Origin of the sequence: Synechococcales cyanobacterium CNB, from assembly GCA_030263455.1 — a bacterium.
In the GTDB taxonomy this organism is placed as follows: domain Bacteria; phylum Planctomycetota; class Phycisphaerae; order Phycisphaerales; family UBA1924; genus CAADGN01.
The window spans coordinates 543,475-568,782 of the sequence record SZOZ01000002.1 but is presented as its reverse complement, the minus strand read 5'-3'; the positions used below and the strand labels follow the sequence as shown (position 1 = coordinate 568,782).

20 protein-coding genes are annotated in these 25,308 nt (G+C 69.7%); 8 read left to right on the top strand and 12 right to left on the bottom strand.

The genetic code is table 11. The features are described 5' to 3' along the window. The first annotated feature begins 22 nt into the window (after positions 1 to 22). Positions 23 to 1,825 (top strand): SLC13 family permease, encoded by a 1,803-nt coding sequence (locus FBT69_04010; protein ID MDL1903965.1) that lies wholly within the window; start codon positions 23 to 25, stop codon positions 1,823 to 1,825. A gap of 345 nt (positions 1,826 to 2,170) precedes the next feature. After that, on the top strand, positions 2,171 to 3,196 hold the full coding sequence (locus FBT69_04005; GenBank protein ID MDL1903964.1) for an NAD-dependent epimerase/dehydratase family protein: 1,026 nt from the start codon (positions 2,171 to 2,173) through the stop codon (positions 3,194 to 3,196). A gap of 6 nt (positions 3,197 to 3,202) precedes the next feature. Here the strand turns inward: FBT69_04005 and FBT69_04000 are convergent, their stop codons facing one another. Beyond that, positions 3,203 to 4,039 carry a sulfotransferase domain-containing protein gene (locus FBT69_04000; GenBank protein ID MDL1903963.1) on the bottom strand — a complete coding sequence of 279 codons (837 nt, stop codon included), beginning with the start codon at positions 4,037 to 4,039 and terminating at the stop codon, positions 3,203 to 3,205. Between the two features lie 162 nt (positions 4,040 to 4,201). On the opposite strand from FBT69_04000, the gene FBT69_03995 reads away from it, so the two are divergent. Together FBT69_03995 and FBT69_03990 are read left to right on the top strand one after the other, a co-directional pair. After that, positions 4,202 to 5,293, top strand: a complete 1,092-nt coding sequence (locus tag FBT69_03995; protein MDL1903962.1) for an NAD(P)-dependent oxidoreductase — start codon at positions 4,202 to 4,204, stop codon at positions 5,291 to 5,293. Between the two features lie 304 nt (positions 5,294 to 5,597). Continuing rightward, entirely contained in the window at positions 5,598 to 7,151 is a 1,554-nt protein-coding gene (locus FBT69_03990) for a glycosyltransferase (GenBank protein MDL1903961.1), read from the top strand. Here the strand turns inward: FBT69_03990 and FBT69_03985 are convergent. Continuing rightward, positions 7,100 to 9,208: a hypothetical protein gene (locus tag FBT69_03985; GenBank protein ID MDL1903960.1), complete on the bottom strand. Its 2,109-nt coding sequence runs from the start codon at positions 9,206 to 9,208 to the stop codon at positions 7,100 to 7,102. The two genes, FBT69_03990 and FBT69_03985, sit on opposite strands and share 52 nt — an antisense overlap. 89 nt (positions 9,209 to 9,297) lie before the next feature. On the opposite strand from FBT69_03985, the gene FBT69_03980 reads away from it, so the two are divergent. Continuing rightward, complete coding sequence (locus tag FBT69_03980; protein ID MDL1903959.1) at positions 9,298 to 10,035, top strand: glycosyltransferase family 2 protein; 738 nt, start codon at positions 9,298 to 9,300, stop codon at positions 10,033 to 10,035. A 65-nt stretch (positions 10,036 to 10,100) separates the two neighbouring features. On the opposite strand, the gene FBT69_03975 is transcribed toward FBT69_03980, so the two are convergent. Next, on the bottom strand, positions 10,101 to 10,592 hold the full coding sequence (locus FBT69_03975; GenBank protein ID MDL1903958.1) for a peptidyl-prolyl cis-trans isomerase: 492 nt from the start codon (positions 10,590 to 10,592) through the stop codon (positions 10,101 to 10,103). Positions 10,593 to 10,722: 130 nt separating this feature from the next. Then, positions 10,723 to 12,519 carry an aspartate--tRNA ligase gene (gene aspS, locus FBT69_03970; protein MDL1903957.1) on the bottom strand — a complete coding sequence of 599 codons (1,797 nt, stop codon included), beginning with the start codon at positions 12,517 to 12,519 and terminating at the stop codon, positions 10,723 to 10,725. Positions 12,520 to 12,778: 259 nt separating this feature from the next. Between aspS and FBT69_03965 the strand changes: the two genes are divergently transcribed. Continuing rightward, positions 12,779 to 14,377: a hypothetical protein gene (locus FBT69_03965; GenBank protein MDL1903956.1), complete on the top strand. Its 1,599-nt coding sequence runs from the start codon at positions 12,779 to 12,781 to the stop codon at positions 14,375 to 14,377. 66 nt (positions 14,378 to 14,443) lie between these two features. Here FBT69_03965 and FBT69_03960 read toward each other — a convergent pair whose 3' ends face one another. The 4 genes from FBT69_03960 to FBT69_03945 form a co-directional block, all read right to left on the bottom strand. Continuing rightward, entirely contained in the window at positions 14,444 to 16,159 is a 1,716-nt protein-coding gene (locus FBT69_03960) for a TolC family protein (protein MDL1903955.1), read from the bottom strand. 88 nt (positions 16,160 to 16,247) lie between these two features. Next, complete coding sequence (locus FBT69_03955; protein MDL1903954.1) at positions 16,248 to 17,489, bottom strand: FtsX-like permease family protein; 1,242 nt, start codon at positions 17,487 to 17,489, stop codon at positions 16,248 to 16,250. Further along, complete coding sequence (locus tag FBT69_03950) at positions 17,486 to 18,235, bottom strand: ABC transporter ATP-binding protein (protein MDL1903953.1); 750 nt, start codon at positions 18,233 to 18,235, stop codon at positions 17,486 to 17,488. Before FBT69_03950 ends, FBT69_03955 begins: the two co-directional genes overlap by 4 nt. Positions 18,236 to 18,314: 79 nt before the next feature. Next, a complete protein-coding gene (locus tag FBT69_03945) occupies positions 18,315 to 19,622 on the bottom strand; it encodes an efflux RND transporter periplasmic adaptor subunit (GenBank protein MDL1903952.1) in 1,308 nt (435 codons plus the stop codon). A gap of 242 nt (positions 19,623 to 19,864) precedes the next feature. Here FBT69_03945 and FBT69_03940 point away from each other — a divergent pair, with 242 nt between their 5' ends. Continuing rightward, positions 19,865 to 20,344, top strand: a complete 480-nt coding sequence (locus tag FBT69_03940) for a CHRD domain-containing protein (protein MDL1903951.1) — start codon at positions 19,865 to 19,867, stop codon at positions 20,342 to 20,344. A 170-nt stretch (positions 20,345 to 20,514) separates the two neighbouring features. Next, positions 20,515 to 20,877, top strand: coding sequence for a hypothetical protein (locus FBT69_03935; protein ID MDL1903950.1), 363 nt, complete (start codon positions 20,515 to 20,517; stop codon positions 20,875 to 20,877). A 60-nt stretch (positions 20,878 to 20,937) separates the two neighbouring features. On the opposite strand, the gene FBT69_03930 is transcribed toward FBT69_03935, so the two are convergent. The 4 genes from FBT69_03930 to FBT69_03915 form a co-directional block, all read right to left on the bottom strand. Continuing rightward, positions 20,938 to 22,488: a glycine--tRNA ligase gene (locus FBT69_03930; protein ID MDL1903949.1), complete on the bottom strand. Its 1,551-nt coding sequence runs from the start codon at positions 22,486 to 22,488 to the stop codon at positions 20,938 to 20,940. 62 nt (positions 22,489 to 22,550) lie between these two features. Further along, a complete protein-coding gene (locus tag FBT69_03925; protein MDL1903948.1) occupies positions 22,551 to 23,195 on the bottom strand; it encodes a hypothetical protein in 645 nt (214 codons plus the stop codon). 68 nt (positions 23,196 to 23,263) lie between these two features. Beyond that, positions 23,264 to 24,625 carry a beta-ketoacyl-[acyl-carrier-protein] synthase family protein gene (locus FBT69_03920; protein ID MDL1903947.1) on the bottom strand — a complete coding sequence of 454 codons (1,362 nt, stop codon included), beginning with the start codon at positions 24,623 to 24,625 and terminating at the stop codon, positions 23,264 to 23,266. A 96-nt stretch (positions 24,626 to 24,721) separates the two neighbouring features. After that, on the bottom strand, positions 24,722 to 25,255 hold the full coding sequence (locus FBT69_03915) for a GxxExxY protein (GenBank protein ID MDL1903946.1): 534 nt from the start codon (positions 25,253 to 25,255) through the stop codon (positions 24,722 to 24,724). Positions 25,256 to 25,308 lie beyond the last annotated feature (53 nt).

Sequence of the window (25,308 nt, the reverse complement as noted above, 5' to 3'; positions counted from 1 at the left end):
GGACGTGTGGAGGGTGTACGGGATGGGGTGGGAAGCCTGGCTGACCGGGGCGTTGCTGGTGGGGATGCTCGCCGCGCTCGTCGCCGGGCGCTGGGGGCCGGACATCATCCTCATGGGCGTGCTCGTCACGCTCCTGCTCGCGGGCGTCATTGACGCGGGCGAGGCCGTCCGGGGGTTCAGCAACGGCGGGGTCATCACCGTGGCGATGCTCTACGTCGTCGCAGCGGGCATGCGCGAAACCGGCGCGATCAACCTCATCGCGGGCCCGATGCTCAAGAAGGCCAAGTCTGTCGTTTCCGCCCAGGCGCGCATGGTGATCCCCGTCGTCGGCCTCTCCGCGTTCATCAACAACACCCCCATCGTCGCCATGCTCATGCCCGCCATCGACGGGTTTTCCAAGCGTTCCCGCATCCCCGCCAGCAAACTGATGCTGCCCCTCTCCGCCGCCTCCATCCTCGGCGGCGTTTGCACGCTCATCGGCACAAGCACGAACGTCGTCGTCGCGGGCATGATGAGCCATGCCGACGTGCGCAACTCGCTCGGCGATCCCGTGCGCTTCGGCATGTTCACCATCACCTGGGTCGGCGTGCCGGTCGCGATCGTCGGCGTCGCGTACATACTCCTCTTCGGCAAGTGGCTGCTGCCCGACCGCTCCAGCCCGGAGCAGGCGGGGAAGGAACAGAGCCGCAAGTACGTCGCGGCGATGCGCCTCACCGAAGGCTCGCCGCTCGCGGGCAGGACGGTGGAGGGCGCGGGCTTGCGTTCGCTGCCCGGGCTCTTCCTCAGCCGCATCGACCGCGCGGATTCGACCGTGATCGCCGTCGGACCGGAGGAGACGCTGCGCGCCGGAGACGTTCTCGTGTTCGTGGGGCGGCTGGACTCGCTGGTGGACTTGCAGCAGTTCAAGGGCCTCGAACCGATCGCGGACGAGGAAGGCGGCGGGGGCTACAGGCCGAACCTGCGCCTGGTCGAGGCCGTGGTCTCGCCGGCATCGCCGCTCGTGGGCAGCACGGTGCGCGGCGCAGGCATCCGTACGCGCTACGGCGCGGTTGTCGTCGCCGTGCATCGCCAGGGATACCGCTTGCGCGGCAAGATCGGCGACATCCGACTCCGCCCCGGCGATACGCTCCTCCTCGAGGCGCCGCAGGGCTTCGCCAAGCAGTACCGCGACTCGACCGACTTCATGCTCGTGAGCGAGGCCGCCCAGACCGCCGCCCTTCGCCACGAGCGTGCCTGGATCGCGATGGGCATCGTGCTCGCCGTCGTCGTCGCGATCTCGACCGGTTGGCTCGACCCGATGGTCGCGTCGATGGCGGGCGCCGGGCTGATGATCCTCACCCGATGCTGCACCGGCCCCCAGGCCAGACGCTCAGTGGACTTTCAGGTTCTCATCGTCATCGCCGCCGCCTTCGGCATCGAGCGGGCCATGAGCAAGACCGGCCTCGCCTCCTGGATCGCGCACGGCGTGGTGGACGCGACGGCCGACCTCGGCCCGTGGGCGCTTCTCGCCGTCACCTTCGCCGTGACGACCTTCTTCACCTGCGTCATCACCAACAACGCTGCCGCCGTCCTCATGTTCCCCATCGCCCTCGGCATCACGCAGGAGGCGGGCCTGAACTTCCTGCCGTTCGCGGTTGTGATCGCCGTCGCCGCCAGTTGCGAGTTCTCCACGCCCATCGGCTACCAGACCAACCTCATGGTGATGGGACCGGGCGGATACAAGTGGATCGACTACACGCGCTTCGGCGGGCCGCTCACCATTCTCTGCGGCATCGTCTGCGTCGCGCTCGCGCCGCTGGTCTACGGACCGCTCGTCGCTCCGTGAGCGACGGAGGGCAGCGAACAGCGGACATGAAGCAGGCCGAAAGGCAGAGGCCGCGGCCTCGACCTCAACGCCATATGCCTCAACCCCGCAGCCCCTCCGGCACTCCCTTCCTTCGCCTCGCTCAATCACGCCCCCGAGGCGGATGTCCACTGTCCATCGTCCGGTGTCGCACTCAATCCTGCTCCCCAGGGGGCCGATACTCCCCCGATGAACCGAGCCGCCGTAGAGTGCGTAGTGCGGTGGCCGGGACTTCACGGGGCTTTGTACGGGGCCTGACAGGCCCCGCCCCGCGAGCGCCCCCGAGGCGTCTTCAACAAGGTTCATCGAACGCGAGAGGAGCGAGCCGTGGCTGGGAAGAACGGGCTGATCGTGGTGACGGGCGGCGGCGGGTTCATCGGCGGCTGGCTCGTCCGGCACTTCCTCGAACAGGGCCACACCAACATCCGCTCCGTGGACATCAAGCCCCTCGACGAGTGGTACCAGGTCCATGACGGCGTGGACAACGTCGTCGCCGATCTCAAGGACCTCGGCAACTGCCGCCGTGCCTGTGCCGGCGCGGCCGACGTCTACCAGCTCGCCGCCGACATGGGCGGCATGGGCTTCATCGAGAACAACAAGGCCCTGTGCATGCTCAGCGTGCTCATCAACACCCATATGCTCCTCGCCGCCAAGGACGCGGGCGTGAAGCGGTTCTTCTACTCCTCCTCCGCCTGTGTCTACAACGCCGACAAGCAGAAGTCCGAGGACGTCGTCCCCCTCAAGGAAGAGGACGCCTACCCGGCGATGCCCGAGGACGGCTACGGCTGGGAGAAGCTCTTCAGCGAGCGCATGTGCCGACACTTCCGCGAGGACTTCGGCGTCTACACCCGCGTCGCCCGCTTCCACAATGTCTACGGCCCCTACGGCACCTGGGACGGCGGCCGGGAGAAGGCCCCCGCCGCCATCTGCCGCAAGGTCATCCACGCCAAGGCAACAGGCAAGCACGAGATCGAGATCTGGGGCGACGGCCACCAGACCCGCTCGTTCATGTACATCGACGACTGCATCAAGGGCATTCGCATGTTCATGGACGGCGACTGCGTCGAGCCGCTCAACCTCGGCTCGAACGAACTCGTCACCATCAACGGCCTCGTGGACATCGTCGAGAACATCGCGGGCGTCAAGCTCAAGCGCAAGTACAACCTGAACGCCCCAAAGGGCGTCAACGGACGCAACTCGGACAACACCCTCATCAAGAAGCACTTCGGCTGGGAGCCGGGCATCCGCCTCCGCGAGGGCATGCGCAAGACCTACGACTGGATCGTCGGCGAGTACAACCGACAGCACGGCACCAGCGTCCCCACCAGCGACGCCGCCCACGCCCGCGCCTGAACGCGCTCATATCCTCCACACGTCCAGGTTCACGCCCAGCAGCGCTTCGACGCGCTCCGTCTCGCCCTCGAAGAGCGTGCGTGCGTACGCACGGTCCTCGGGCGTGAGCCTCGGCTTCGGCCTGCCGCCGCGGCCGAGCAGACGCTTCACGCCCAGCCGGTTCACCGCGAACTCGTTGATCCAGTAGAGGTCGTGCCTGCGCATGAACGCGCCCACGCGCGAGGCGAGCTTGTAGGCCGCGCCCGAGCGGGGCGAGGTCGCCGTGTTCACCTTTGTCTCCCCCGTGCCCGCCGGGAATCGGCCCGCGTCCACTCCCAGGTGGTCCGCGATGCGCCGGAGCGCGGTCGGCACGTCCGCGAAGGCGTGCTCGCACACCAGCACCAGGACGGTTTCCCGCCGGAACAGGCCGAAACACCGGTCAAGGTGCTCGGAGTACCGGCCCCACTCCACAGCCTCGGGATAATCCGTCAGAAACGATCGGAAGCCCTTGCGGTAGTTGTCGTGCTGAATGCGCCACGTGAAGTGCGAGAACGCCCGCTCCACCGGGTCGCGAAGCGTGGTGATCAGCCGTGTGATCGACGGCGTCTCACGGATGCGCCGCATCGCCTCCTCGGAGAAGATGTAGTGCGGCGTGACCTCGCCCACGGCCTTGTACCGCCCCGCCTCGGCGTCCTGCGGGAAGAACGACTCGTACCACGACCATCCCCTGTCAAACGAGCGATCGAAGAAGTGGACCTCCTTGCGCTGCTGGGAGACGTACACGTCCGGGTGCGCGTCGAGAACTTCGTAGAGCCACGTCGAGCCGCCGCGGGGGACGCCGATGCCGAGGAAGGTCGGTCGCATGGTCGGTTGGCTCGGGCGGAGTTCGGTCGGTGCGGGGTCGGGTCCGGTATCGCGTGGGGAATCGGGGTCGCAACTTCCGGCGAACAGGCCCGGGCGTGCCGTGCATAGTACACTCACGCCTGCGGCGTTCCGGGCCGATGGAAGGCTCGGGCGGGGCCGGGGGTGGTGGTGGGGGCGGTCGTTGGCGTCAGCGGCGCGTGGCGCGGGAGCGGTGGCGTGAAGGTGCTCGTCACGGGGGGTTCCGGATTCATCGGGTCGTTCTTCATCGACCACTTCCGCCGAACCGGTACGCCCTATGTCATCATGGACCTCGTCGATCCGCCCTTCGACACCTCGGGCGGCTCGTTCATCAAGGGAGACATCCGCGACCCCGCTGCCGTCCGCCGCGCCATGGTCGGCTGCGACCGCGTCCTCCACCTCGCGGCCGCCCACCACGACTTCGGCATCGCCCGCGACACCTACTTCTCCGTCAACGAGATCGGCTCCAAGGTGATGTGCGAGGAACTCGACCGCGCCGGAGTCCGCGAGTGCTGCTTCTACTCCACCGTCGCGGTCTACGGCGACGCCCCGGAGCCGCACTTCGAGGACTCCGAGAAACGCCCCAACTCGCCTTACGGCGAGAGCAAACTCGCCGGCGAGCGGGTCTTCGAGGCCTGGACCGCGCGCGGCGAGGGCCGCCGATGCCTCGTCATCCGCCCGACAGTTACCTTCGGCCCGCGCAACTTCGCCAACATGTACTCGCTCATCCGCCAGGCCGCCTCGGGCCGCTATCTCGAGTTCGGCGCGGGCACGAACGTCAAGAGCCTCTCGTACATCGAGAACATCGTCGACGCCACGCTCTATCTGTGGGGGCGTGCCGCGGGCGCGCGTGCCCCCTTCGAGGTCTTCAACTACATCGACAAGCCGGACCTGACCAGCGCGGAGATCACGGCGGCCGTTTGCCACTCGCTCGGCCGCAAGCGACCCCCGCGCCTCCCGCTCTGGGTCGGCCTCGCCCTCGCCCTGCCCTTTGACGCGGTGATCGCCCTCACGGGCAGGAACCTGCCGATCTCGGGGGCGCGGGTGCGCAAACTTTTTTCCACGCAGACGAAGTTCGAGGCCGACAAGGTCATCGCCGCCGGCTTCAAGGCTCGCGTCCCTCTGCGAGAGGGCATCGACCGCATGGTCAAGTGGTACCTCGCCGAGGGCCGCGCCCAGCAGGCGGTCTGGCACGTCCCGCCCGCGGAGGTCGTCATCGGCACAGCCGAGGCGTGAGCGGCGCGCATACGCCGCGCCTCCATCCATCCGCCCATGCCCAACGAACCGCGAGCGTACGGCGCTCGCACTCGCGCGCCAACCCGACCGCTCGAACACGCTCGCGTCTCATCGTTCCGCTCACTCACGACCACCTCTGGCCGTGCTCGGGGCACGGAACCCCCGCTCCCCGCGCCCCGACTCCCGACCCATTCCCTGCACCCGCGCTCTCTCATCGGCCGATGAGGGTGGCAACCCGGAGGATGCCCATGAGATCGAGCGACGCTCGCCGCTTCCGCACGCTCCTCGCCCCGAGGGCCGATGCATGACGTGGGGCGCGCCGCTCCTCATCGCGCTCCCCGACGGCCTGAACGCCAGCGGCGTCACCACCTGGGCCGTGCGGCTCGCGTCCGCGCTCGCCGCCTCCGGGCGGGTGTGCGGCCTCGTCCTCCACCCCGAGCCGCCCGGTCAGCGACCCATCGACGTCGCCCTCCACCCCGGTGTGCGCATCTTCGACCTGCGCCGCCTGCCCCGCCTCGACGCCGAGGGAGGGGGCGCGTTCGCGCCGGCATACCTGGCCGCGGCGCGTTCGCTCGGGGCGCGCCCCGGCGGTCCGGTCGTGCTCAGCCCGAACCTGGTCGGCGAGTGCTACGCCGTCGCGGCCGAACTCACGCGCGCACACGCCGACGCCGTCCGCACGATCGCCGTCCACCACTCCGACCTTGCCTACAACGACGCCGTGTGCGCCCATTTCGAGCCGATCGTCCATGCCTTCGTCGGCGTGAGCGAGCGGATCACCGACCGATTGCGCCGCAACCTGCCCGCGCGGGCCGCCGACGTGCACCGCATTCCCTACGGTGTGGAGGCGTCGGGCGTCGCCGCGCCGCGCCCGCCGCTCGCCGGGCGTCCGGTTCGTCTGCTCTACGCGGGGCGCATCGAGCACGAGCAGAAGCGGGTGCGATCGCTCGTCGCCATGTCCGATGCGCTCGCCGCCCGCGGCGTCGCGCACGAACTCGCGTTGGTCGGCGACGGGCCTGCCTGCCCCGAGATCGACGCGGCCTGCGCGAGCCGCTCGTGGGTGCGCCGCCTCCCGCCGCGCTCGCCCGCGGGTATCGCCGCGTTGCTCGACGCCGCCGATCTCTTCGTTCTCGCATCGCGCTACGAGGGGCTGAGCGTCTCCGTGCTCGAAGCCATGGCGCGCGGTTGCACGCCGGTCATCACGCGCACCGCCTCCGGCGCGGGGGAGCAGATCACCGAGGGCGTGACCGGCTTCCTCGTCGACGCCGACGACGGGGACGACGCCGCGACGGGCGACGCGATGGCCGACGCTGTTCAGCGGGCGATCCGCGCCGGCCCGCACCGCGCCGGTGCGGCCGCGGCGAAGCGTGCTCGCGACTGCTTCAGCGTCGAGCGCATGGCCGGCGCGTACGCCGCGATCCTCGACGGCTGCGCCGCCGCGCCGGCGCGCCGCTGGGCGCAGGACCGTGCGGTCGCGTTTACGACCGTGCCCGCAGACGCGGCCGAACGGATGCGAGCGGTGCTGGACCGCCTCGCCGGTCGGCGCATCGTCGTCCACGGTGCGGGACGGCACACGACCGAACTCGCCGAAGTGCTCGCCGAGTCGCCCGCCTGCGTCGTCGCCTTCAGCGACGACGACCCCGCCCGCCAGGGAGGGGCGATCCGCGGCGTTCCCGTCGTCGCGCCCACCGATGCCGCGCTCACGGGCGCGACCGACGTGCTCATCAGCACGTTCCTGCACGAGAGTGCGGTCTGGGAACGCCGCGGGGTCTACGAGCGTCAGGGCTTGCGCGTTCACCGCGTCTACGGTCACTCCTCGGGCAGCGAAGCCAGCAGCGGCTTCGCGCGGTCGTTGACGTAGCGCAGCAGTTCCTCGGCTCGGCTCGGCTCGTTCGATGCCGCCGCGTGCACCGCTTCCTCCGCGTACCGGCAGACCGCCGCGAGCGCGCCGCGACGATCTGCGAGCCAGGAACCATCGCGCGGAGGTCCGATCGCGACCTCGTGGAACAGGTCGCGTCGAGCGCCGATCCCCCGTGCCGCCGCCAGCCGTTCGAGCCTGCCCGCCAGCAGGGCGGCCGGGGCTTCATCTCGCAGCGAGAGCGCGCGCGAGGGCGATTCCGCCCGCACGCGCGGCCCGAGCGCAGCCAGCCCGCGCGCCGAGAGCTCCCACCCCGGCCACGACTGCGCCGCACCGGGCATGGGTGACGACGACGCGACCAGCCGCAGGTAGGACGCCGCATCGCGCTGCGCCGCCAGCGTCGCCGCGAGCGTCCGCAGACGTTCCGTGTCTGCGCTGCGCCGGTCCGCGAGGCGATCCGACGAGGCCGACTCGACCCACGCCGCCCGCGCCGCCGCCGCGGCACGCACGATCTCGTCTCCACGCCCGCCCGTCGCCTCGCGCCACCCGCGTTCGTTCGGGTCGGCCGTCAGTTCTGCGAGTCCGGGCATGTCGAAGAGCAGCGGGGCAGTCTCGGCCAGCGTCCGCAACTCCGCGAGCGCGGCGTCGCGAGACGCGGGCCGGCCGAGTTCGACCCCAAGCGCGCGCACGCGCTCCGCCAGCGGCAGCATGGCGCGCACCGGCGTCGGCTCTCGCGTGCGCGGCTCGCTCTCCGGCGTCGGCGCCTCGCCGGGCGCGCCGGAACCGACCCACTCGCACAGGAGCCGGTTCAGCGCGAGCAGCATTCGCGCATCGTCCACCGCACGTTGCTGGGCGTTCAGGGCGGCCATGATCGCCGGGTCGGTCGCTGGGTCGGGCTGCTCAAGCATGCTCGCCAGCACCGCCAGCACGCGCGGCTCGCCGTCGCGTGTCGCGTCGGCCAGCGAGCGCAGCGCGGGCCGGACCTGCCGCGCCACCGTCGATTCGTCCGGCAGCGCGGCCCGCGATTCCACCAGCGAGAGCGCCCGGTCCATTGCCGCACCGATCCGCGCTGGCGCCGCGCCGACACGCCTCGGGTCGTTCGGGTCGGCCGCGACGAGGCGCAGCCAGGCTTCGCGCGCCTGCCTCGAGCCGGGACGTGCCGCGTCGATGGCGTCCATTCTCGCCGCGATCGAGGCCAGCGTGCGGAGCTCGCGCAGTGAAGCCATCGCCGACGGCGCGAGCGAGGCGTTCGTCAGCGCGATGAGCGCTCGGTCGAGGTCGTCTCGCAGCCGCCCGCGCCCCTCCCGTGTCACCCATGCCGGCAGCGATTCGATGGCTGCGTGGGTGTCCAGTGCAGCGCGTGCCGCCGCCGCCGCCGACCGCGCGTACGCAGGCCACCCCGCCGCGAGTCGTGTTCGTTCGCTCAGCGCGCCAACGGCCCGCGCCGCATCGTCCGAGAGCGACCCACCGGCCGACAGCCCGTCGAGCGCATCGGCGAGCCAGCCCAGTGATGCGCCGTCCGGCAGCCCACGCTCGCCCTCGACGAACCACCCGGTCGCTTCGTTCGGCCTGCCCGCCAGCGTCGTCAGCGGCGCGAGGGCATCGCGGATCGCCCGGTCCAGTTCGTTGTCATCCGGCGGTACCGCCGCGCCCAGCAGCAAGAGCTCATCCGCCGCCGCGTGCAGCATCGGCTCCGGCAGGGTGGTCGGGTTTGTCAGCAGCGAATCGAGGTCGGCCATTCTGCCCGCGAGCGTCCGTCCGGTCAGCACGCGCACGCTCCCCCGCTCGCCGGCCTCCTCCCCCGAGCGGATCAGCGCGGCCGCCAGACGCCGGGCCGCCACCCGCACCCGCGCCGGGGCCGTGGTGTCGCGGGCCTCGATGGTCCGCGCCTGATCCTCCATGAGAGCGGCGACCGCCAGCGCGGCCCGACCTTCACCCCGCTCCGGCACGCGCACGCCCCCGAGGTCCAGTCGCTGGGCCGACACAAGGGGGGGGCACGCCGCCGCGACGAAGGCAGCGAGCAGCAGCAAGGCGGGGGCAGGGCGTTGGCGCGCGGGCACGGCGTGAGTGTACGGGTCGCGCACGGCCGGGTTTCGGGCGGGGCCGGGGTGTCCGCGATACGCTCCTCTCCGTGCGCCTGGCCGTGGTCATGCCTGTGTTCAACGAGGAGGCGACGCTCGCCGAGGCGGTCGCTCGCCTCGACGCCGTGCCGGCGCCAGCCACCACAGGCGGCTCGCAACCCCTCGAACGCCGCCTGATCCTGGTTGACGACGGCTCGACCGACGACACGCCGCGCATCGTGCGCCTCCTCGGCGAGCGACCCGACGTGCTGACGGTGATCCACAAGCGCAACATGGGCAAGGGAGCGGCGTTGCGTTCCGGCTTCGCGGCGGCCCTCGCCGACGGCGCGGACGTCGTGCTCGTCCACGACGCGGATCTCGAGTACGACCCCGCCGACCACGCCGCGCTGCTGCGGCCGATCCTCGACGGGCGGGCGGATGCCGTCATCGGCACGCGCTTCCAGGGGCAGGCGCACCGCGTCCTCTACTACTGGCACTCGGTGGCGAACCGCGTGATTACCACGCTCAGCAACATGCTGACGAACCTCAACCTCTCCGACATCGAGTGCTGCTTCAAGGCCTTCAGGCGCGAGGCCCTGGAGCGCATCCGCATCGAGGAGAACCGCTTCGGCGTCGAGCCGGAACTGGTCGCCAAACTCGCCCGCCTCCGCCTGCAGCACGAGGACCGCGAGGGCGAGACACGCCCCGCCCGCATCTACGAGGTGCCGGTGAGTTACGCCGGACGAACCTACGCCGAGGGCAAGAAGATCACCTGGCGCGACGGCGTGGCCGCCGTCTGGTGCATCCTCAAGTACGGGCTGAACTGACGGAGCGCTGAAGCGGGTGAGCGGATCGAAAGTCCGCTGTCGGCTGTCCGTTGTCGCTCCCGCGTTCAGTCCCGCGACACGCTCTCGATCACGACCAGCTGGACCGGCACGTCGTCGTGCCCGCCCTTGCTGCCGGTGCGCACGCCCTTGATGCGGTCAACCACGTCCATCCCCTCGACCACCTTTCCGAACACCGCGTAGGCCGCGCCGTCGCTCTGCGGCTGGTCGAGGAAGGCATTGTCCTTGACGTTGATGAAGAACTGGGCGGTGGCCGAGTCCGGCTTGCCCCCGAGCCGCGCCATGGCGATCGTCCCCCGCCGGTTCTTCAGCCCGTTGCGCCATTCGTTGGCGATGCCCGGTCGCGTCCGCTTCTGCTTCATGTCCGGCGTGAACCCGCCGCCCTGGATCATGAACCCGTCGATCACGCGGTGGAAGATCGTGCCGTCGTAGTGCCCGTCGTCCACGTAGGCCAGGAAGTTCTCCGTGGTGACGGGCGCGTTCTCTGTGTCGAGTTCGAGCACGACGTCGCCCATCGAGGTCGTCATTCGGATGCGCATGGCGGCTCCTTCGGAAGGCACGGGGGAAGGGGTCGAGAAATCAAGGAAACAAGGGATCCAGGCTGAGAGGGAGCGAGGGAACCCAGTCGCCGTCTCACGCTCTCCGTCACTCCGTCACTTGCGGACTCTCTCACTCCCCCTCATACGTCCCCCGCACGTGCAGTTCGACGAGTTGTTCCGGCGAGACCGGCCCCGGCGCGCCGGTCATCAGGTCCGCCCCGATCTGCGTCTTCGGGAACGCGATGACGTCGCGGATGTTGTCCGTTCCCGCCAAGTGCATCACCAGCCGGTCCAGCCCGAACGCGATCCCGCCGTGCGGCGGCGCGCCGAAGCGCAGCGCGTCGAGCAGGAACGAGAACTTGATCTTCGCCTCCTCCGGCGAGATGCCCAGCAGCCCGAAGACCTTCTCCTGCACCTCGCGCCGGTGGATACGGATCGACCCCCCTCCGATCTCGGACCCGTTGAGCACCAGGTCGTACCCCGCCGAGACGATCCCCTCGATTGTGTCGCGGTCGTCGGCTCTCGCCGCGAGGAACGCCTCGACCTGGTCCGGGTTCGGGGCGGTGAACGGGTGGTGCATGGCGAAGAACCGCCCCTCCTTCTCGTCGAACTCGAACATCGGGAAGTCCACGACCCAGAGGAAGTTCCACCGGTCTTCCGGGATCATCCCGAGATCGCGCGCCACGCGCAGGCGCAGCTCGCCCATCGACTTCGTGCATACCGAGTACGAGTCCGCCCCGAAGAGCGCGGTGTCGCCCGGCAGCAGGCCGAGCCGCGCGATCAGTTCGTCCTTCACCGGTTCGAGGAACCGGGCGATGCCGGTCTCCAGGCCAGCGCCGGTCAGTTTCACGACCGGCACACCGCCCGCGCCGAACTGCTTGACGAACTCCGAGTACCCGTCCGTCAGTTTGCGGGTGAGTTTCTCCGCGCCGCCCGGCACGCGGATCGCCTTCACCACGCCCCTGCGCTTGGCGATGGCATCGTGGAAGACCTTGAAATCGGTGCGCCGCGCCAGGTCTGAGACGTCCACGAGTTCCAGCCCGAACCGCGTGTCGGGGCGGTCGATCCCGAAGCGGTCCATCGCCTCGCGGTACGTCATGCGCTGCATCGGCGGCACGTCGATCCCCGCGACCTCGCCCCACAGGCGGCGCGCGAACCCCTCCATCACCGCCATCACGTCCTCGCGCTCGACGAACGACATCTCGAGGTCGATCTGCGTGAACTCAGCCTGCCGGTCCGCGCGCGGGTCCTCGTCGCGGAAGCACCGGCACACCTGCAGGTACTTCTCGAACCCCGCCACCATCAGGATCTGCTTGAACAACTGCGGGCTTTGCGGCAGCGCGTACCACATGCCCGGCTGCAGCCTGCTCGGCACGATGAAGTCCCGCGCCCCCTCCGGCGTGCTCTTGCACAGGATCGGCGTCTCCACCTCCGTGAAGCCCTGCTCGTCGAAGTAGTCCCGCGTCACCTTTGCCACCCGGTGCCGCAGTCGAAGAGTCCGCTGCATCCGCGGCCGGCGCAGGTCCAGGTACCGATAACGCAGCCGCGTCTCCTCGGCGGGAAGGTTCTCCTCGTCGCTCGGCAGGAATGGCGGGTTGTCCGTCTTCGCCAGAACATCGAGTGCTTTGACCACCAGTTCAACCCGCCCGGTGGCCAGTTTCGGGTTCGGCCCACCCTTGCGCAGGCGCACCTCGCCCCGCACGGCGATCACGTCCTCGTTGCGGACCTTGTCCGCTGCCCGGACGACCTCAGCCGGTGCGTCCTCGGTTTCGAAGACCAGTTGGGTGATGCCGTCCCGGTCACGCAGGTCCACGAAGACCAGGCCCTGCCCGTGGGACCGGTACGAGTTCACCCATCCGGCGAGTGTGGCGGTCTGTCCGACGTGCTCCTCGCGGAGCTGGCCGCAGGAGTGGGTTCGCTTGAGCATGTCCGATCGGCTCCGGTACCCCCGCGGGGGCCGAGAGTATAGGGAAGGGGGTTCCCCTTGCCGGTGCTGTTCGTCGGCTCGGGCACGGCGAGTGGCGGAGAAGGAAAGTTGCGGTGTGTGGAAATAGGCGTTTCTTCGTCCGGGATGATCCGGTACAGTGGCGTCAGACGGGGCGGACGACTCACCCGGCGGGTTCCGGGGAGGACGCAATACCCGGCCATGGGTTCCGCTCCGGGCGACACGAAGACAGGAGCATGCCATGCGGAGGAAGAAGTCATTGCTGGGAGTGGTCGGGCTGTGCGCCGTGGTCGGCGCGCCCGCGCTGGTGAGCGGCCAGCAGCTGGAGCGGGTCGAGATCAACGGGCTGACGCCGGTCGTCATCGTGATGAAGGAGCAGGCGCCGCCCTTCGACGTGCAACTGCTCCGCAACCTCAACAACAAGGAACTGCGCCGCCAGATCGTGATCTCCACGCTCCAGCAGGTGGCGCAGGAGACTCAGGGCGGGGTGCTCGCCGAGCTCGAGGCGGCAGCGGCGAACGGCAAGGCCGACAACATCTGGTCGCTCTGGCTGACCAACGCCGTCGCGGCCCACGTGACGCCCGAACTCGAGGCCGCTCTCGCCGCGCGCGACGACGTCGCCTTCGTCCACCGCGAGGCGCTCGTCGGGCCTGAGGTCTTCCCTGTCATCAAGGGCGACGATCCCGTCACCGCCGCGATCGAGTGCGGCGTGAACGTCATGAAGGCCCCGCAGGTCTGGGCGCAGGGCAACACCGGCCAGGGCGTCATCGTCGGCGTCATTGACACCGGCACCTGCCTCACCCACCCCGACATCAAGAACCAACTCTGGACGAACCCCGGCGAGATCCCGGGCAACGGCATCGACGACGACGGCAACGGCTTCATCGACGACGTCTACGGCTGGAACTTCGAGAACAACAACAACAACGTCAACGACAACAACTTCCACGGCTCACACGTCGCGGGCACCGTCGCCGGCGACGGCACGCAGGGCACACAGTGCGGCATGGCGCCCGACGCCCAGATCATGACCCTCAAGTTCTGGAACAACCTCTCCGGCGAGGCCAGCGTCTGGAACTGCATGCAGTACGGCCTGGCCAACGGCGCGGACGTCCTCACCGCGAGCCTCGGCTGGCTCCACATCTGGAACCCGGCCCGCGCGACCTGGCGGCAGATCTGCGAGAACGCCTTCGCCACCGGCGTTGTCGTCGTCTTCGCCGCGGGGAACGAGGGCACCAGCTTCCCGCCCTTCGACAACGTGCGCACACCGGGCGACGTGCCCGACATGATCACCGTCGGCGCCACCGACTGCAACATGAACATCACCGGCTTCTCCAGCCGCGGACCGGTCACCTGGCAGAGCGTCGCGCCCTACAACGACTGGCCCTACCCCCCCGGCAAGCTCAAGCCCACCATCTCCGCACCGGGCGACAACACCGTCTCCCACAACTTCTGCAACGGCTACACCACCGCCAGCGGCACCTCCATGGCCACCCCGCACGTCTCCGGCGGCATCGCCCTCATGCTCAGGGCCAATCCCAACCTCGACCACTACGACGTGAAGCAGATCCTCAAGGACACCGCCATCGACCGCGGCACGGCCGGCCCCGACAACACCTACGGCGCGGGATTCGTGGACATCCTCGCCGCCGTCGAGAAGGCCAAGTCCATGGCCTGCACCGCCGACCTCAACGGCGATACCGTCGCCAACACGCTCGACATGCTCGAGTTCCTCAACCTCTACGGAGCCAAGGACAAGAAGGCCGACTGGAACAACGACGGCGTCATCAACACCCTCGACGTCCTCGCCTACCTCGCCTCCTGGAATCAGTGCCAGTAATCGCCATCGCGACGAACCCCTGACCACGCGCCCCGCCCCCCCGGCGGGGCGTTTTTTCGCGCGCTGTCACTCGCCCCAGCGTCGCTCGCGCCGCTCGACCCGCCCCAGCGGGTCCGTCGGCTCGAAACTCACGCGGTTCGCTCCGAGCAGCGTCCCCGTGGCGAACGCGAGGTCCACCTGCGCGATCTGGTAATCCACGATGGCGCGCAACTCCGCGCTCTGCGCGTCCGCCAGGCGAGCCGCCGCGTCCAGCACGTCGTTCGTCGTCGAGGCGCCGACGCCGAACTGTCGCTCCTCGGCCGCGAACGTCCGCGCCGCAAGGATCGCCGCCTGGCGCGACGCCAGCACGCGCTGCCACCCCGCCTCGATCGCGTCGATCGCGTCCAGTGTCTCGGATCGGATGGCCTGCTCGCGGGCATCGCGCGTCCCGAGCCGCTGCAGCCGCTGGATCATCGACCGGCGCACCCGCGACTCGCGTTCCTCGTTGCCCAGGGGCACCTCGGCACGCAGCCCCAGCTGCCAGTCCTCGAAGCGGTTGTCGCGCAGCGTCCGGAACGACGACCCCGCGTCCTCGCCCAAGCCGTTGATCCGGTAGGTGTAGTCCAGGACGATCAGCGGCAACGCCTGGTTGCGGTTGAACTCCACGTTCAGCGCGTCCATCGCCAGTTGCAGCTCCAGTTCCAGCATCTCCATGCGGTTCTCGACCGCCGCCTGCGTGAGCGCAACCGGATCGAACTCGTAGCGCACGGGGTCCGGTGGCGACGAGGGCAGAACCTGCGCCGACGACTCCGGCCCGAGGTCCGGCAGGTTCACCAGCCGCTTGAGTTCCCGCTGCTGGGCCAGTGCGGCGTTCTCGGCGATGATGATCGCCTCGAGCCGCTCCGCCACGCCCGCTTCCGCTCGGATCACCTCGATCTCGGGCGCGAGCCCCGCGCCGAAGCGACGCCGCGCCCGTTCGAGTTGTCGTACCGCCAGTTCGTACTGCTGCTGTCGCACGTCGAGTTCACCCCGCGCCCGGTACAGCCGCCAGTACGCGCGATCGACCGCGGCCAGTTGCCGGATGACCTCCGCCTTCGTGCGGGCCTCGGCCGTCTGCCGCCCGTACGACGCGATGCGGATGCCGTGCGTGTTCGCGCGTCGCCCGGCTCCGCGCAGCAGGTTGTGGCTGATCGAGAGTTCCAGGTCCGACGTGTACGCCGGATTCAGCGTGCTGAAGATGTTGTTGGTCTCGGTGCGCGTCATCGGCAGGCCGACCGTCGCCGTGCCGCCGGTGCGCAGGGGGATCGTCACGCCCGGTTCGAGCAGCCCGAACTCCCGCTGGGCCGAATCCAGGTCGGAAGCGGTGGGGGAGTCGGTGTCCGACCAGAGCGCCCGCGTGGTGAAGACCGCGTTGAACCGGCCCTCCTCTTCCGAGACGCTCTCGTTGGCGATCGCGGGTTCCAGCAGCGCGACCCGCAGGTTGAGGTTCCGCTCCAGTGCGGTGGCCCGGCACTGCTCCAGCGTCAGTTCGACGCGCTCCGCGCCCTCGAAGCGCGAGCGGGGCGAGGCCAGTTCCTTCGGATCCGGCTGCTGCGCGGCCCGGTGTTCCTCCAGGCGGAACGGCTCGGCCGTGCGAAGCCTCTCTCGCAATCCGCCCGGCGCATAGTCGCTGCCGTGCGGGAAGAGCGGGTTCGTCGCGCACCCGGCGAGCAGGAACGCGGAGGCCGCGGAGAACGAACGCAGAGAACGCCCGGTGGATACCGGGCATCTCGACGCGAGAGATCGTGGGAGTTGTCGGCTCAATGCTCGTCTCCGGCTCGGACCGCCTTCGGATCCATTCCTTCCCGCTCTGCGCCCCTGCGTTCACTCTCCGCGGCCTCTGCGTTCTGCTCTATTCGTGTCGCAGCGCGACGATCGGGTCCAGCCGTGCCGCCTTCAGCGCGGGGAACATCCCGAACACCACGCCCACACCCGCGGAGAACCCGACCGCCAGCATGATGGCCCAGGGCGGGACGGACGCCTGCTCCATGGGCGAGTCCGGGATCTGCCGCAGGGCGAGGATCAGCCCCTGCCCGATGAGGATGCCCAGCCCCCCCCCTGCGAGGCAGAGCGTCACCGCCTCGACGAGGAACTGCACGAGCACGACGGCGGGCCGCGCGCCCACCGCCTTGCGCAGCCCGATCTCCCGCGTTCGCTCGCTCACGGACACCAGCATGATGTTCATGATGCCGATCCCGCCGACGAGCAGGCTGATGCCGACGATCCCGCTCGCCCCCGCGGTGATGGCGGCCGCCATGGCGTTGAACTGGTCGATGAACTGCTGGATGACCTGCACCTCGAAGGTGTCCTCGTCGCTGGGCTTGAGTTCGCGCATCCTGCGGAGCACGCTTGCCACTTCCGCCCGCGCGTCGTCCACCTTGTCCGGGCTGGCCAGCTGCCCCCAGGCCTGGTTGATCCACCCGTTGGGGTTCATGATCTGCGCGGTGCCGAAGGGGATGAAGATCTCGGTGGAGCGGTCCCCCCCCCCGAACATGGCCGAGAACTGGATCGTCTCGACGACGCCCACGATCAGGAACCGCCGCCCCGCCAGCAGGACGTGCTGCCCCACCGGGTCGCGGTCCAGGCCCAGGTCGTCGATCGCCGCCTCGTTGACCAGGCAGACGAAGCGACGCTCCTCCTCGTCGATCGTGCTGAAGGGGCGGCCCATCAGCACCTGCCGCCCGACGATCCCGTGCCACGTCGGCCAGATGCCCACGACCGCCACGCTCTCGAGCAGCGAGTCGGCGTGCTCGGCCCGGTAGCCGCCCCACCACTCCGGCGTGATCGATTCGATCGACGGGCACAACTCCGCGATGGCCTCCACTTCCTCCAGTTTCAGCTGCACGTCGCGCCAGCTCATCCGGTTCCACATGCTGCGAGGCAGCGTCCCGTCGATGTACACGCGCTTCGTCCCGATCTTCTCGAACTGCGTCAGCACCGACTGGCGAAGGCCCTGCAGCGCGGCGATCACCGCGACCACCGACGCCACGCCGATGATCACCCCCAGCGTCGTCAGGATCGACCGGACCTTGTTCGCCCAGATCTGCCCGAGCGCCAGCCCGAGGGTCTGCACGATGATGCGGACGACGATCATGCCCCCACCCCCGCCTCGCGCGCCGCCGCCGCCATCGACTCGCGGTACTGCCGGTGCAGCGGGTCCGCCGCCGTCGGGTTGTCGCTCACGATCCGCCCGTCCCGCAGCCGGATGATCCGCGAGGCGTGCCCGGCGACCTCCTCCTCGTGCGTCACGATCACGATCGTCTGCCCCTCCGCGTGCAGAGCGCGGAAGAGCGCGATGATCTCCTCCGTCGTCGTCGAGTCCAGGTTCCCCGTCGGCTCGTCCGCGAGCAGCAGGCTCGGCCCGTTCACCAGCGCCCGCGCGATCGCCACGCGCTGCCGCTGCCCGCCGGAGAGTTGGTTCGGCCTGTGCCTCATGCGATCCGCCAGCCCGACGCGCGCCAGCGCCTCGACCGCGCGCCGCCGCGCCGAGCGCCAGTGCCGGCGCGAGTAGATCAGCGGCAGCATCACGTTCTTCAGCGCGGTCGCCCGAGGCAGCAGCTCGAAACTCTGAAAGATGAACCCGATCTCCTCGTTGCGCACCCGCGCCAGCGACGCCCCGCCCATCCTGTGCGTCGGCCTGCCGTTCAGCTCGTACGTTCCCCGCGTCGGCCTGTCGAGACACCCCAGCACGTTCATCAGCGTGCTCTTGCCCGAGCCGGACGCGCCCATGATCGCCACGAACTCGTTGCGGTCGATCGTCAGGTCCACGCCGCGCAGCGCATGCACCCGCTCGACGCCGAGCTTGTAGACCTTGTGCAGGTTCTTGATCCGGATCGTCACAGGCCTGCGCCCTCAATCCCTTCACGTGCGTGCAGGGCGGCCGCCTCTGCCGCCGCTTCTCGTGCTTTCGGCCCGCTCTTCATTCAGAGGAATCGGCGACCGGCTCCGCGCTCTCGGCCGCCTTTGTTGCTCCGGTCCCCGTGCCCTCCTCCTTCACCAAACCTTCGTGCTTCAGGTTGATCAGCGACTTGTACGGCCCGGTGATGACGCGGTCCGACTCGCGCAGCCCGCTCAGGATCACGGTGTCCGTCAGGTCGCTCGGACCGACCTGCACCGGCCGCGCGATCGCCTTGCCCTCCTCGAACACGAACACCACCCGTGCGAACGTCTTGCGCGGGTCGATCTGCGGGCTGCTCTCCACGAGCGCCTTGGGCAGTTCGTCCACGCGCCGGTCCAGCACCGCCTGGCTCGGCACCACCAGCACGCCCGTCAGTTCCTGCACCTCGATCTCGCATGTCGCGTTCATCCCCGAGAGCAGTTCGCGCCCCGCCGCGGCCGCGTCCACCACGATCTCCACAAGGAAGTAGTTCGTCCCGTCGCGCCAGGTCTGCCGCACCAGGTCCACGCGCTCCACCACGCCTCGGAACGGTGTCTCCCGGTAGGCGTTCACGTGGATCGCCGCCTCCTGCCCCGCCGAGACGTCCGCGATGTTCGACTCGTCCACCCGCGCGTGCAGCAGCATGTCGGACAGGTCCGCGATCTCCATGATCACCGAGCCGGGGTTGTTCAGGGTGCCGATGACGACCAGCTCGCCCACCTCGGCGTTCAGCTTCGTCACCACTCCGTCGATCGGTGACTCGATCACCGAGTTCTCCAGGTCCTTCTCCGCCTCGATGATCTGCGCCCGGGCCGTGTCGATCTCCGCACGCACCATCTCCGCCGCGCTCACGGCCTGCAGGTAGTCGTTCTCTGAGCGTTCCAGCTCGGACCGGCTCACGTCGCCGCTCTCGAAGAGCTCCTTGCGACGGTTGAACTCGGACCGCGCCACCGCCAGTGTCGCCTCCGCGCCGCGCAGGCGCGCCTCCTGCGCCGCCAGCCTCGCCTTGGCCGCCTCGAGCCTCGCCATCAGGTCGCGAGCGTCCAGCCGCACCACCACGTCGCCCTGCCGCACGCGCTGCCCGGCGCGGAACGGCAGCGCAACCACCCGCGACGACACCTGCGCGCTGATCTCCACCTTCGTCCGCGGCTCGATCGTTCCCGGCGCGCTCACCGTCCGCACCAGCCCACCCCGGGCCGCGTGGTGCAACCGCACCTCGACCGCCGGCGGCTCACGCTTGAACGCCTTGCGGATGCCTTCCCCGATCGGCGTCGCCGCGACCACGTACCCGCCCGCGCCGAGCACGCCGACAACGGCGAGCACACCCACGATGATCAGAGCCTTCCACACCGATCGGCCCCCTTACACCGCCCTCGAACCGGCGGAATCTTTCGCCACTTGCCCCGACCACCTCTCAGACACGGACTCCCGTCCGGTGCGGTCTTCGCCGGCACGCCCACCACCGGTACCCTGAGGGTCGCTGCCTCTTGTTTGGGCCGACGGCCCACGGGGTTTCAGCGCATTCCGGGACCGCTCGGGCCGCATCCGTTTTCGGGTGATCGCCCGTGCACGAGAGAATAGGAGAGATCACCATGCGTCGATCGGCTTGCGTCGCTGTTTCCGCCCTGCTCGCTGCCTCCGCTTCCGCGCAGATCAAGGTCTACGACATCGCCCTCTCGGGGCTTGAGGAAGTCCCGCCGAATGCTTCCCCCGCCACCGGGACCGCCCATGTCGAGGTCAATGTCGCCACGGGCTTCGTCGATGTCACGGGCACCTTCGATGGCCTGCTCGGCAGCGTCACCGGCGCGCACCTCCACGGCCTGGCCGACTACGGCCAGAACGCCGGCATCCTCATCGGCTTCACCACAACCGGCTCCACCTCGGGCACGTTCTTCGGCTCAGGAACGCTCAGCCCCACCAACCTCCAGGGCCTCCTCGACGGACTCACCTACATCAACGTCCACTCCTCCGTCTTCCCCGGCGGTGAAATCCGCGGCCAGGTCGTGCCTGCGCCCGCCTCGCTCGCGCTCCTCGGCCTCGGCTCGCTCGTCGCTGCACGCCGGCGCCGCTGACCCCGCCCCTCGCCGACCAATCCGCCGCTCTTCCACCGACTGTGCCACCACCTTCGGCTGCTCCGGGCCGAAGGTGGTGTCTTTCGGTCGCGCACGATCCGGGCGGTCGCTCAGCCTGTCGCTGCTACGCTCCTGCCGGGCGCCGGTCCGCGCTCATCCCGGAGGCCGCCGTGCAGCACTACCACATGTGGTTCAACCTCAAGGACTCGCACAAGGACGCCGAGTTCGCCCGCCATGCCGCCGCCTACCTCGACCACCTGAAGTCAAGGGGCCTCGTCGAGTCATGGTCCCTCACCCGTCGCAAACTGGGCTTCGGCCCGTCCGATCTGGGTGAGTTCTGCATCACCGTCGCCACGCGCGACCTCGCCCAGCTCGACGCCGCCTTCTCCCTCGTGGCCACCCGCGCCGGCGAGATCGAATCCCTGCACCGGCCCGTCTACTCGATGGTCACCGACTTCCGCTCCGCCCTCTACCGCGACTTCCCCGACCCGCAACGCGCACCCAATCCCGCGCCCGATGAGCCACGACCGTAAGGGAATGGTTCTTCCTGCCAGCGCTTCACATGCCGCTCCCCCACGGTCGGGGCTCGCCGTTCACGCACGCTGCGACCCGAGTCGCTGCGCCAGGTACTCCGCCGCGCGGTCGATCGCGATCCGCTCCTGCGCCCCGGTGTCGCGGTCGCGCACCGTGACCGTCTGGTCCTTCAGCGTGTCGCCGTCCACGGTGAAGCAGCACGGGCATCCTGCCTCGTCCATTCGCGCGTAGCGCTTGCCGATCGACTGCTTCGCGTCCATCTCGACGAAGCCGGTCCGGCCGAACCGCGCGAACAGCGCCTCGTGCAGCCGCTCGGCGACCTCGGGCATCCCGTCCTTGTTCACCAGCGGGAAGACGGCCGCCTTGATCGGCGCAACCCGCGGGTGGAAGCGCATGATCTCCGGGCTGGGTCGGCTCTCGTCGCGCGTGTACGCCTCGCACATGATCGCCAGCGCGCCCCGGTCCAGCCCCGCCGCGGGCTCGACCACGTGCGGCACGTAGCGCTCGCCCTTCCTCGACCCGTTCGGCAGCGTCTCGCCCCGCTCGGTGTCGAAGTAGTCCAGTTTCACGCCCGAGTGCTGCGCGTGCTGCGTCAGGTCGAAGCACCCGCGGTGCGCCACGCCCTCCAGTTCGCCGAAGTCAGGGGCGGTGAACGGGAAGCGGTACTCGATGTCGCACGTCGCCGTCGAGTAGTGGGAGAGTTCGTCCTTCTCGTGCTCGCGCAGTCGCAGGTTGTCGCTCCCCAGCCCCACCGACCGCCACCACTCGAGCCGGAAGTCGCGCCAGAAGGCGTACCAGCCGGCGGCCTCGTCAGGGTGGCAGAAGAACTCCAGTTCGGCCTGCTCGAACTCCCGCGACCGGAACGTGAAGTTGCGCGGCGTCACCTCGTTGCGGAAACTCCGCCCCGTGTTCCCGATCCCGAACGGCACCTTCACGCGCGTCGTGTCCACCACGTTCTTGAACTGCACGAAGATGCCCTGCGCCGTCTCCGGCCGCAGGTACGCCTTGTCATCCTCCGTCGCCGTGGCCCCGATGTACGTGCGGAACATCAGGTTGAACTGGCGCGGTTCCGTGAGCGTTCCCGGCTCCTTCGCGTGCGGCCCGACCACCCGCGCCAGTTCCTGCGCGTCCAGCCCCGCCAGCGACACGATCTCCGTGTCGTGCGTCCCGAGGTCGCGCTTCACGTACTTGCCCAGTTTCTTCAGCGCCTGCTCGAACGTCGCCTCGTCCCCCTCGACGAACGCGAACATCCGACCCTGCTCGCCCGACGCCTTCACCGCGCGCAGGTGGTCGGCCCGGTAGCGGATCTTCGACTCGCGGCAGTCGATCATCGGGTCGTTGAACCCCGCCACGTGCCCGCTCGCCCCCCACACCTTCGGGTGCTGGATGATGCACGTCTCCAGCGGCACGCACCGCACACGCTCCCCGTCCGGCCCGCGCCGCCCGCGGCACGGATGCATCACCATGTCCTCCCACCACGCGTCGCGCAGGTTCTTCTTCAACTGCGCGCCCAGCGGCCCGTAGTCCCAGAACCCGTTGATCCCGCCGTAGATATCGCTCGCCTGGTAGACGAACCCCCGACGCTTGCACAGCGCCATGATGTCGTCCATGGACTTCTTCACCGTCGTCATGCGCGGCCTCCGATGCGGGGCCAACTATAGGGCGGGACCGTTCACCGCCCGATCGCCGACGACAGCACCTCGCGCAGACCGATCGCCCGCGCCGCCGCGTCCGCCTCGCGCAGGGCCGGTTCGTAGTCGCGCACCGCCGGCGCGCTCGACAACTCCACCTCGTCCGCGTCGCCTGCGCGCACCAGCCCCAGCGACCCCCCCCCTGTCACGCTCACCACCCATCGCCCTTCGCCCAGGCTCCGGTAGACCGCCTTGCCCACCTCGCCGTCTCCCCACGCCACCTCGCCGAACGCGGGGTCGATCACCACCGCCCTGCTCGGCGGCGTCGAGGCATCGAACACGCGCCGGATCCACAGCCGCCCGTCGCGCACCACGTAGTCCACGTACACCTCGCCGCGCGGGTCGTAGGGCGTCGGCGTCTCCCGGATCGCCCCGTCCGCAGTCCGCACGCGCACGCTCAGCCGCCCGTCGCGCACGACCAGCTCCGTCACGGCCGTCCGCCGCACCGCTTCGTTGTACGTGGCGCGCAGGCCCTCGTACTCCTCGGCGAGCGTCGCCAGCCGGTCGCGGTAGACCGCCGCCTCCGCCTGCGAGCGCAGGAACCGATACCCCAGCACGCTCCCCAGCCCCGCCAGGGCGATCATCGCGCCAGCCGACACCACGCGCACAAACGCCGTCGCCGCCATCGCACAGCCCTCCCGACTGCTCATCGGCGGTCGCGACCCGGACGCATGACCAGGCCGCGGGATGCCGCTCAGGGCCGGTAACGCCGCACCACCAGCGTGTCGTTCTGCCCGCCGAAACCGAAACTGTTCGACAGGCATACCTCGACGCCGCCGGACGGGTTCAGGTCGCGAGCCCTGTTCGGGATGTAGTCGAGGTCGCACTGGGGGTCGGGCCGATGCAGGTTCATCGTGGGGGGCAGCCACCCCGTCCGGATCGCCTGCACGCAGGTCATCAGCTCCACCGCTCCCGCCGCCTGGATCAGGTGCCCCATCATCGACTTGATGGAACTCACCGCCAGCCGCGGTGCCTGCGGGCCGAAGACCTGCCGGATCGCGCGGGTCTCGATCGAGTCGTTCTCGCTCGTTCCCGTGCCGTGCGCGGAGACGTAGTCCACCGGCGCGCGTCCGCCCTCGCGCGGCTCGCGCGGATCGATCCCCGCCTGGCGCAACGCGCGCGACATCGCCGACGCAGGCCCCTTCCCCTCCGGGTGCATGTCCGTGATGCGGAAGGCGTCCGCGCTCGAGCCGTACCCCACCAGCTCCGCGAGCGGTTCGATCTCGCCCTTGCGCTTCTCGAAGTGTTCGAGTGTCTCCAGCACCAGCACGCCCGCCCCCTCGCCCATCACGAACCCATCGCGGGTCTGGTCGAACGGGCGTGCGGCCGATTCCGGCGTCTCGCGCCGCGTGCTCATCGCCGTCAGCCGGATGAACCCCGTCATCCCCAGCAGGTGGATCATGCTGTGCGACCCGCCCGCGAGCATGACGTCCGCGTCGCCGCGGCGCAGCATCTCGAACGCCTCGCCCACGGCCTGCGTGCTCGCCGCGCACGCCGTCATGCAGTTGAACGCCGGTCCGCGGCACCCGAACGCCGACGCCACGTGCGTCAGCGCGGCGTTCGGCTCCTGCTCCAGCTCACGCCGCATGTCCATCCGCGCCAGCGCGGCCTCCGCCCACCGGCGCGCGTCCACCGCCCGCGACCCCGCGTCCCACGACGCCAGGTTCGTCGCCACGAAGTTCGGGTAGTCCAGGCACCCCTCGCCCGCGCCCAGGTACACGCCCACGCGGCGCGGGTTCAACCCCGCGTACAGCGGTTCGCCGTTCCGCGTGCCCAGCCCGGACTGTTCCCACGCCATCGCCGCGGCCGCGAGCGCGTACTGCGCGTGCAGCCCCGCGTCGCGGCACGCCGCCAGCCGCGCGGGGTCCGTGATGAAATCCGAGAGCCGGAATCCCTTGACCTCCGCCGCGAAGTTCGTGGCGAACGTCGAGGCGTCGTACCGCGTCACCGGCCCGATGGCGTTGCGTCCTTCGAGCAGCGCGCGCCACGCCGGCTCCACGCCGCACCCCAGCGGCGTGATCCAGCCCATCCCGGTGATGACGACACGGCGTGACACGGAGAAGTCCTGAGTCTTGCGTCTTGAGGCCGGAGGCGGTGGCACAGGACACACCCGCGCCACCGCACTCCGTCACTTCGTCACTCCCACGCTTCTTCACTCTTCGTCATCGTCCTCGTATTCATCGTCATCGCCCTCGTGGTCATCCCCCCGCATCGCGTTGAGTTTGTCGGGGTTGAGCACGCGCACCAGCCCGTCCTTGAGCCGGCGCTCGCCGAAGTTGATGATGAGTCCCAGTTCCACGTCGGCCGCGCGCAGTTGCGCCCGCAGGGCGGCACGCTCAGCCCCGCCGATCTCGCCCGTGCGTGCCATCACCTCGACCACGAACCGGTCGCCCACCCACAGGTCCGCAGTCGTCCCGCCCACGACGCGGTCCTTGTAGCGCACGTCGAAGCGGTGCCCGGCCTTGTACGCCACGCCCAGCCCGTCCAGTTCCTGCTTCAGCGCGCCGGCGTACGCGCTCTCGTCGTAGCCCGGCCCCAGCGCGCGGTGCACCTCGATCGCCGCGCCGATCACCTTGCGGCTCATCTCCGTCAGGTTCGGGTCCAGGTCCGAGAGCGGCGTCCCGCGACGCTCGCGCTGTCCCTCGTGGCTGCCGTACCGCCGGCCTCTGTTTCGATCGTCGTACACGGTTGTTCTCCGTAAGAGGAAGAAACACGTAGCCGCACCGCCCACGCGGGCGT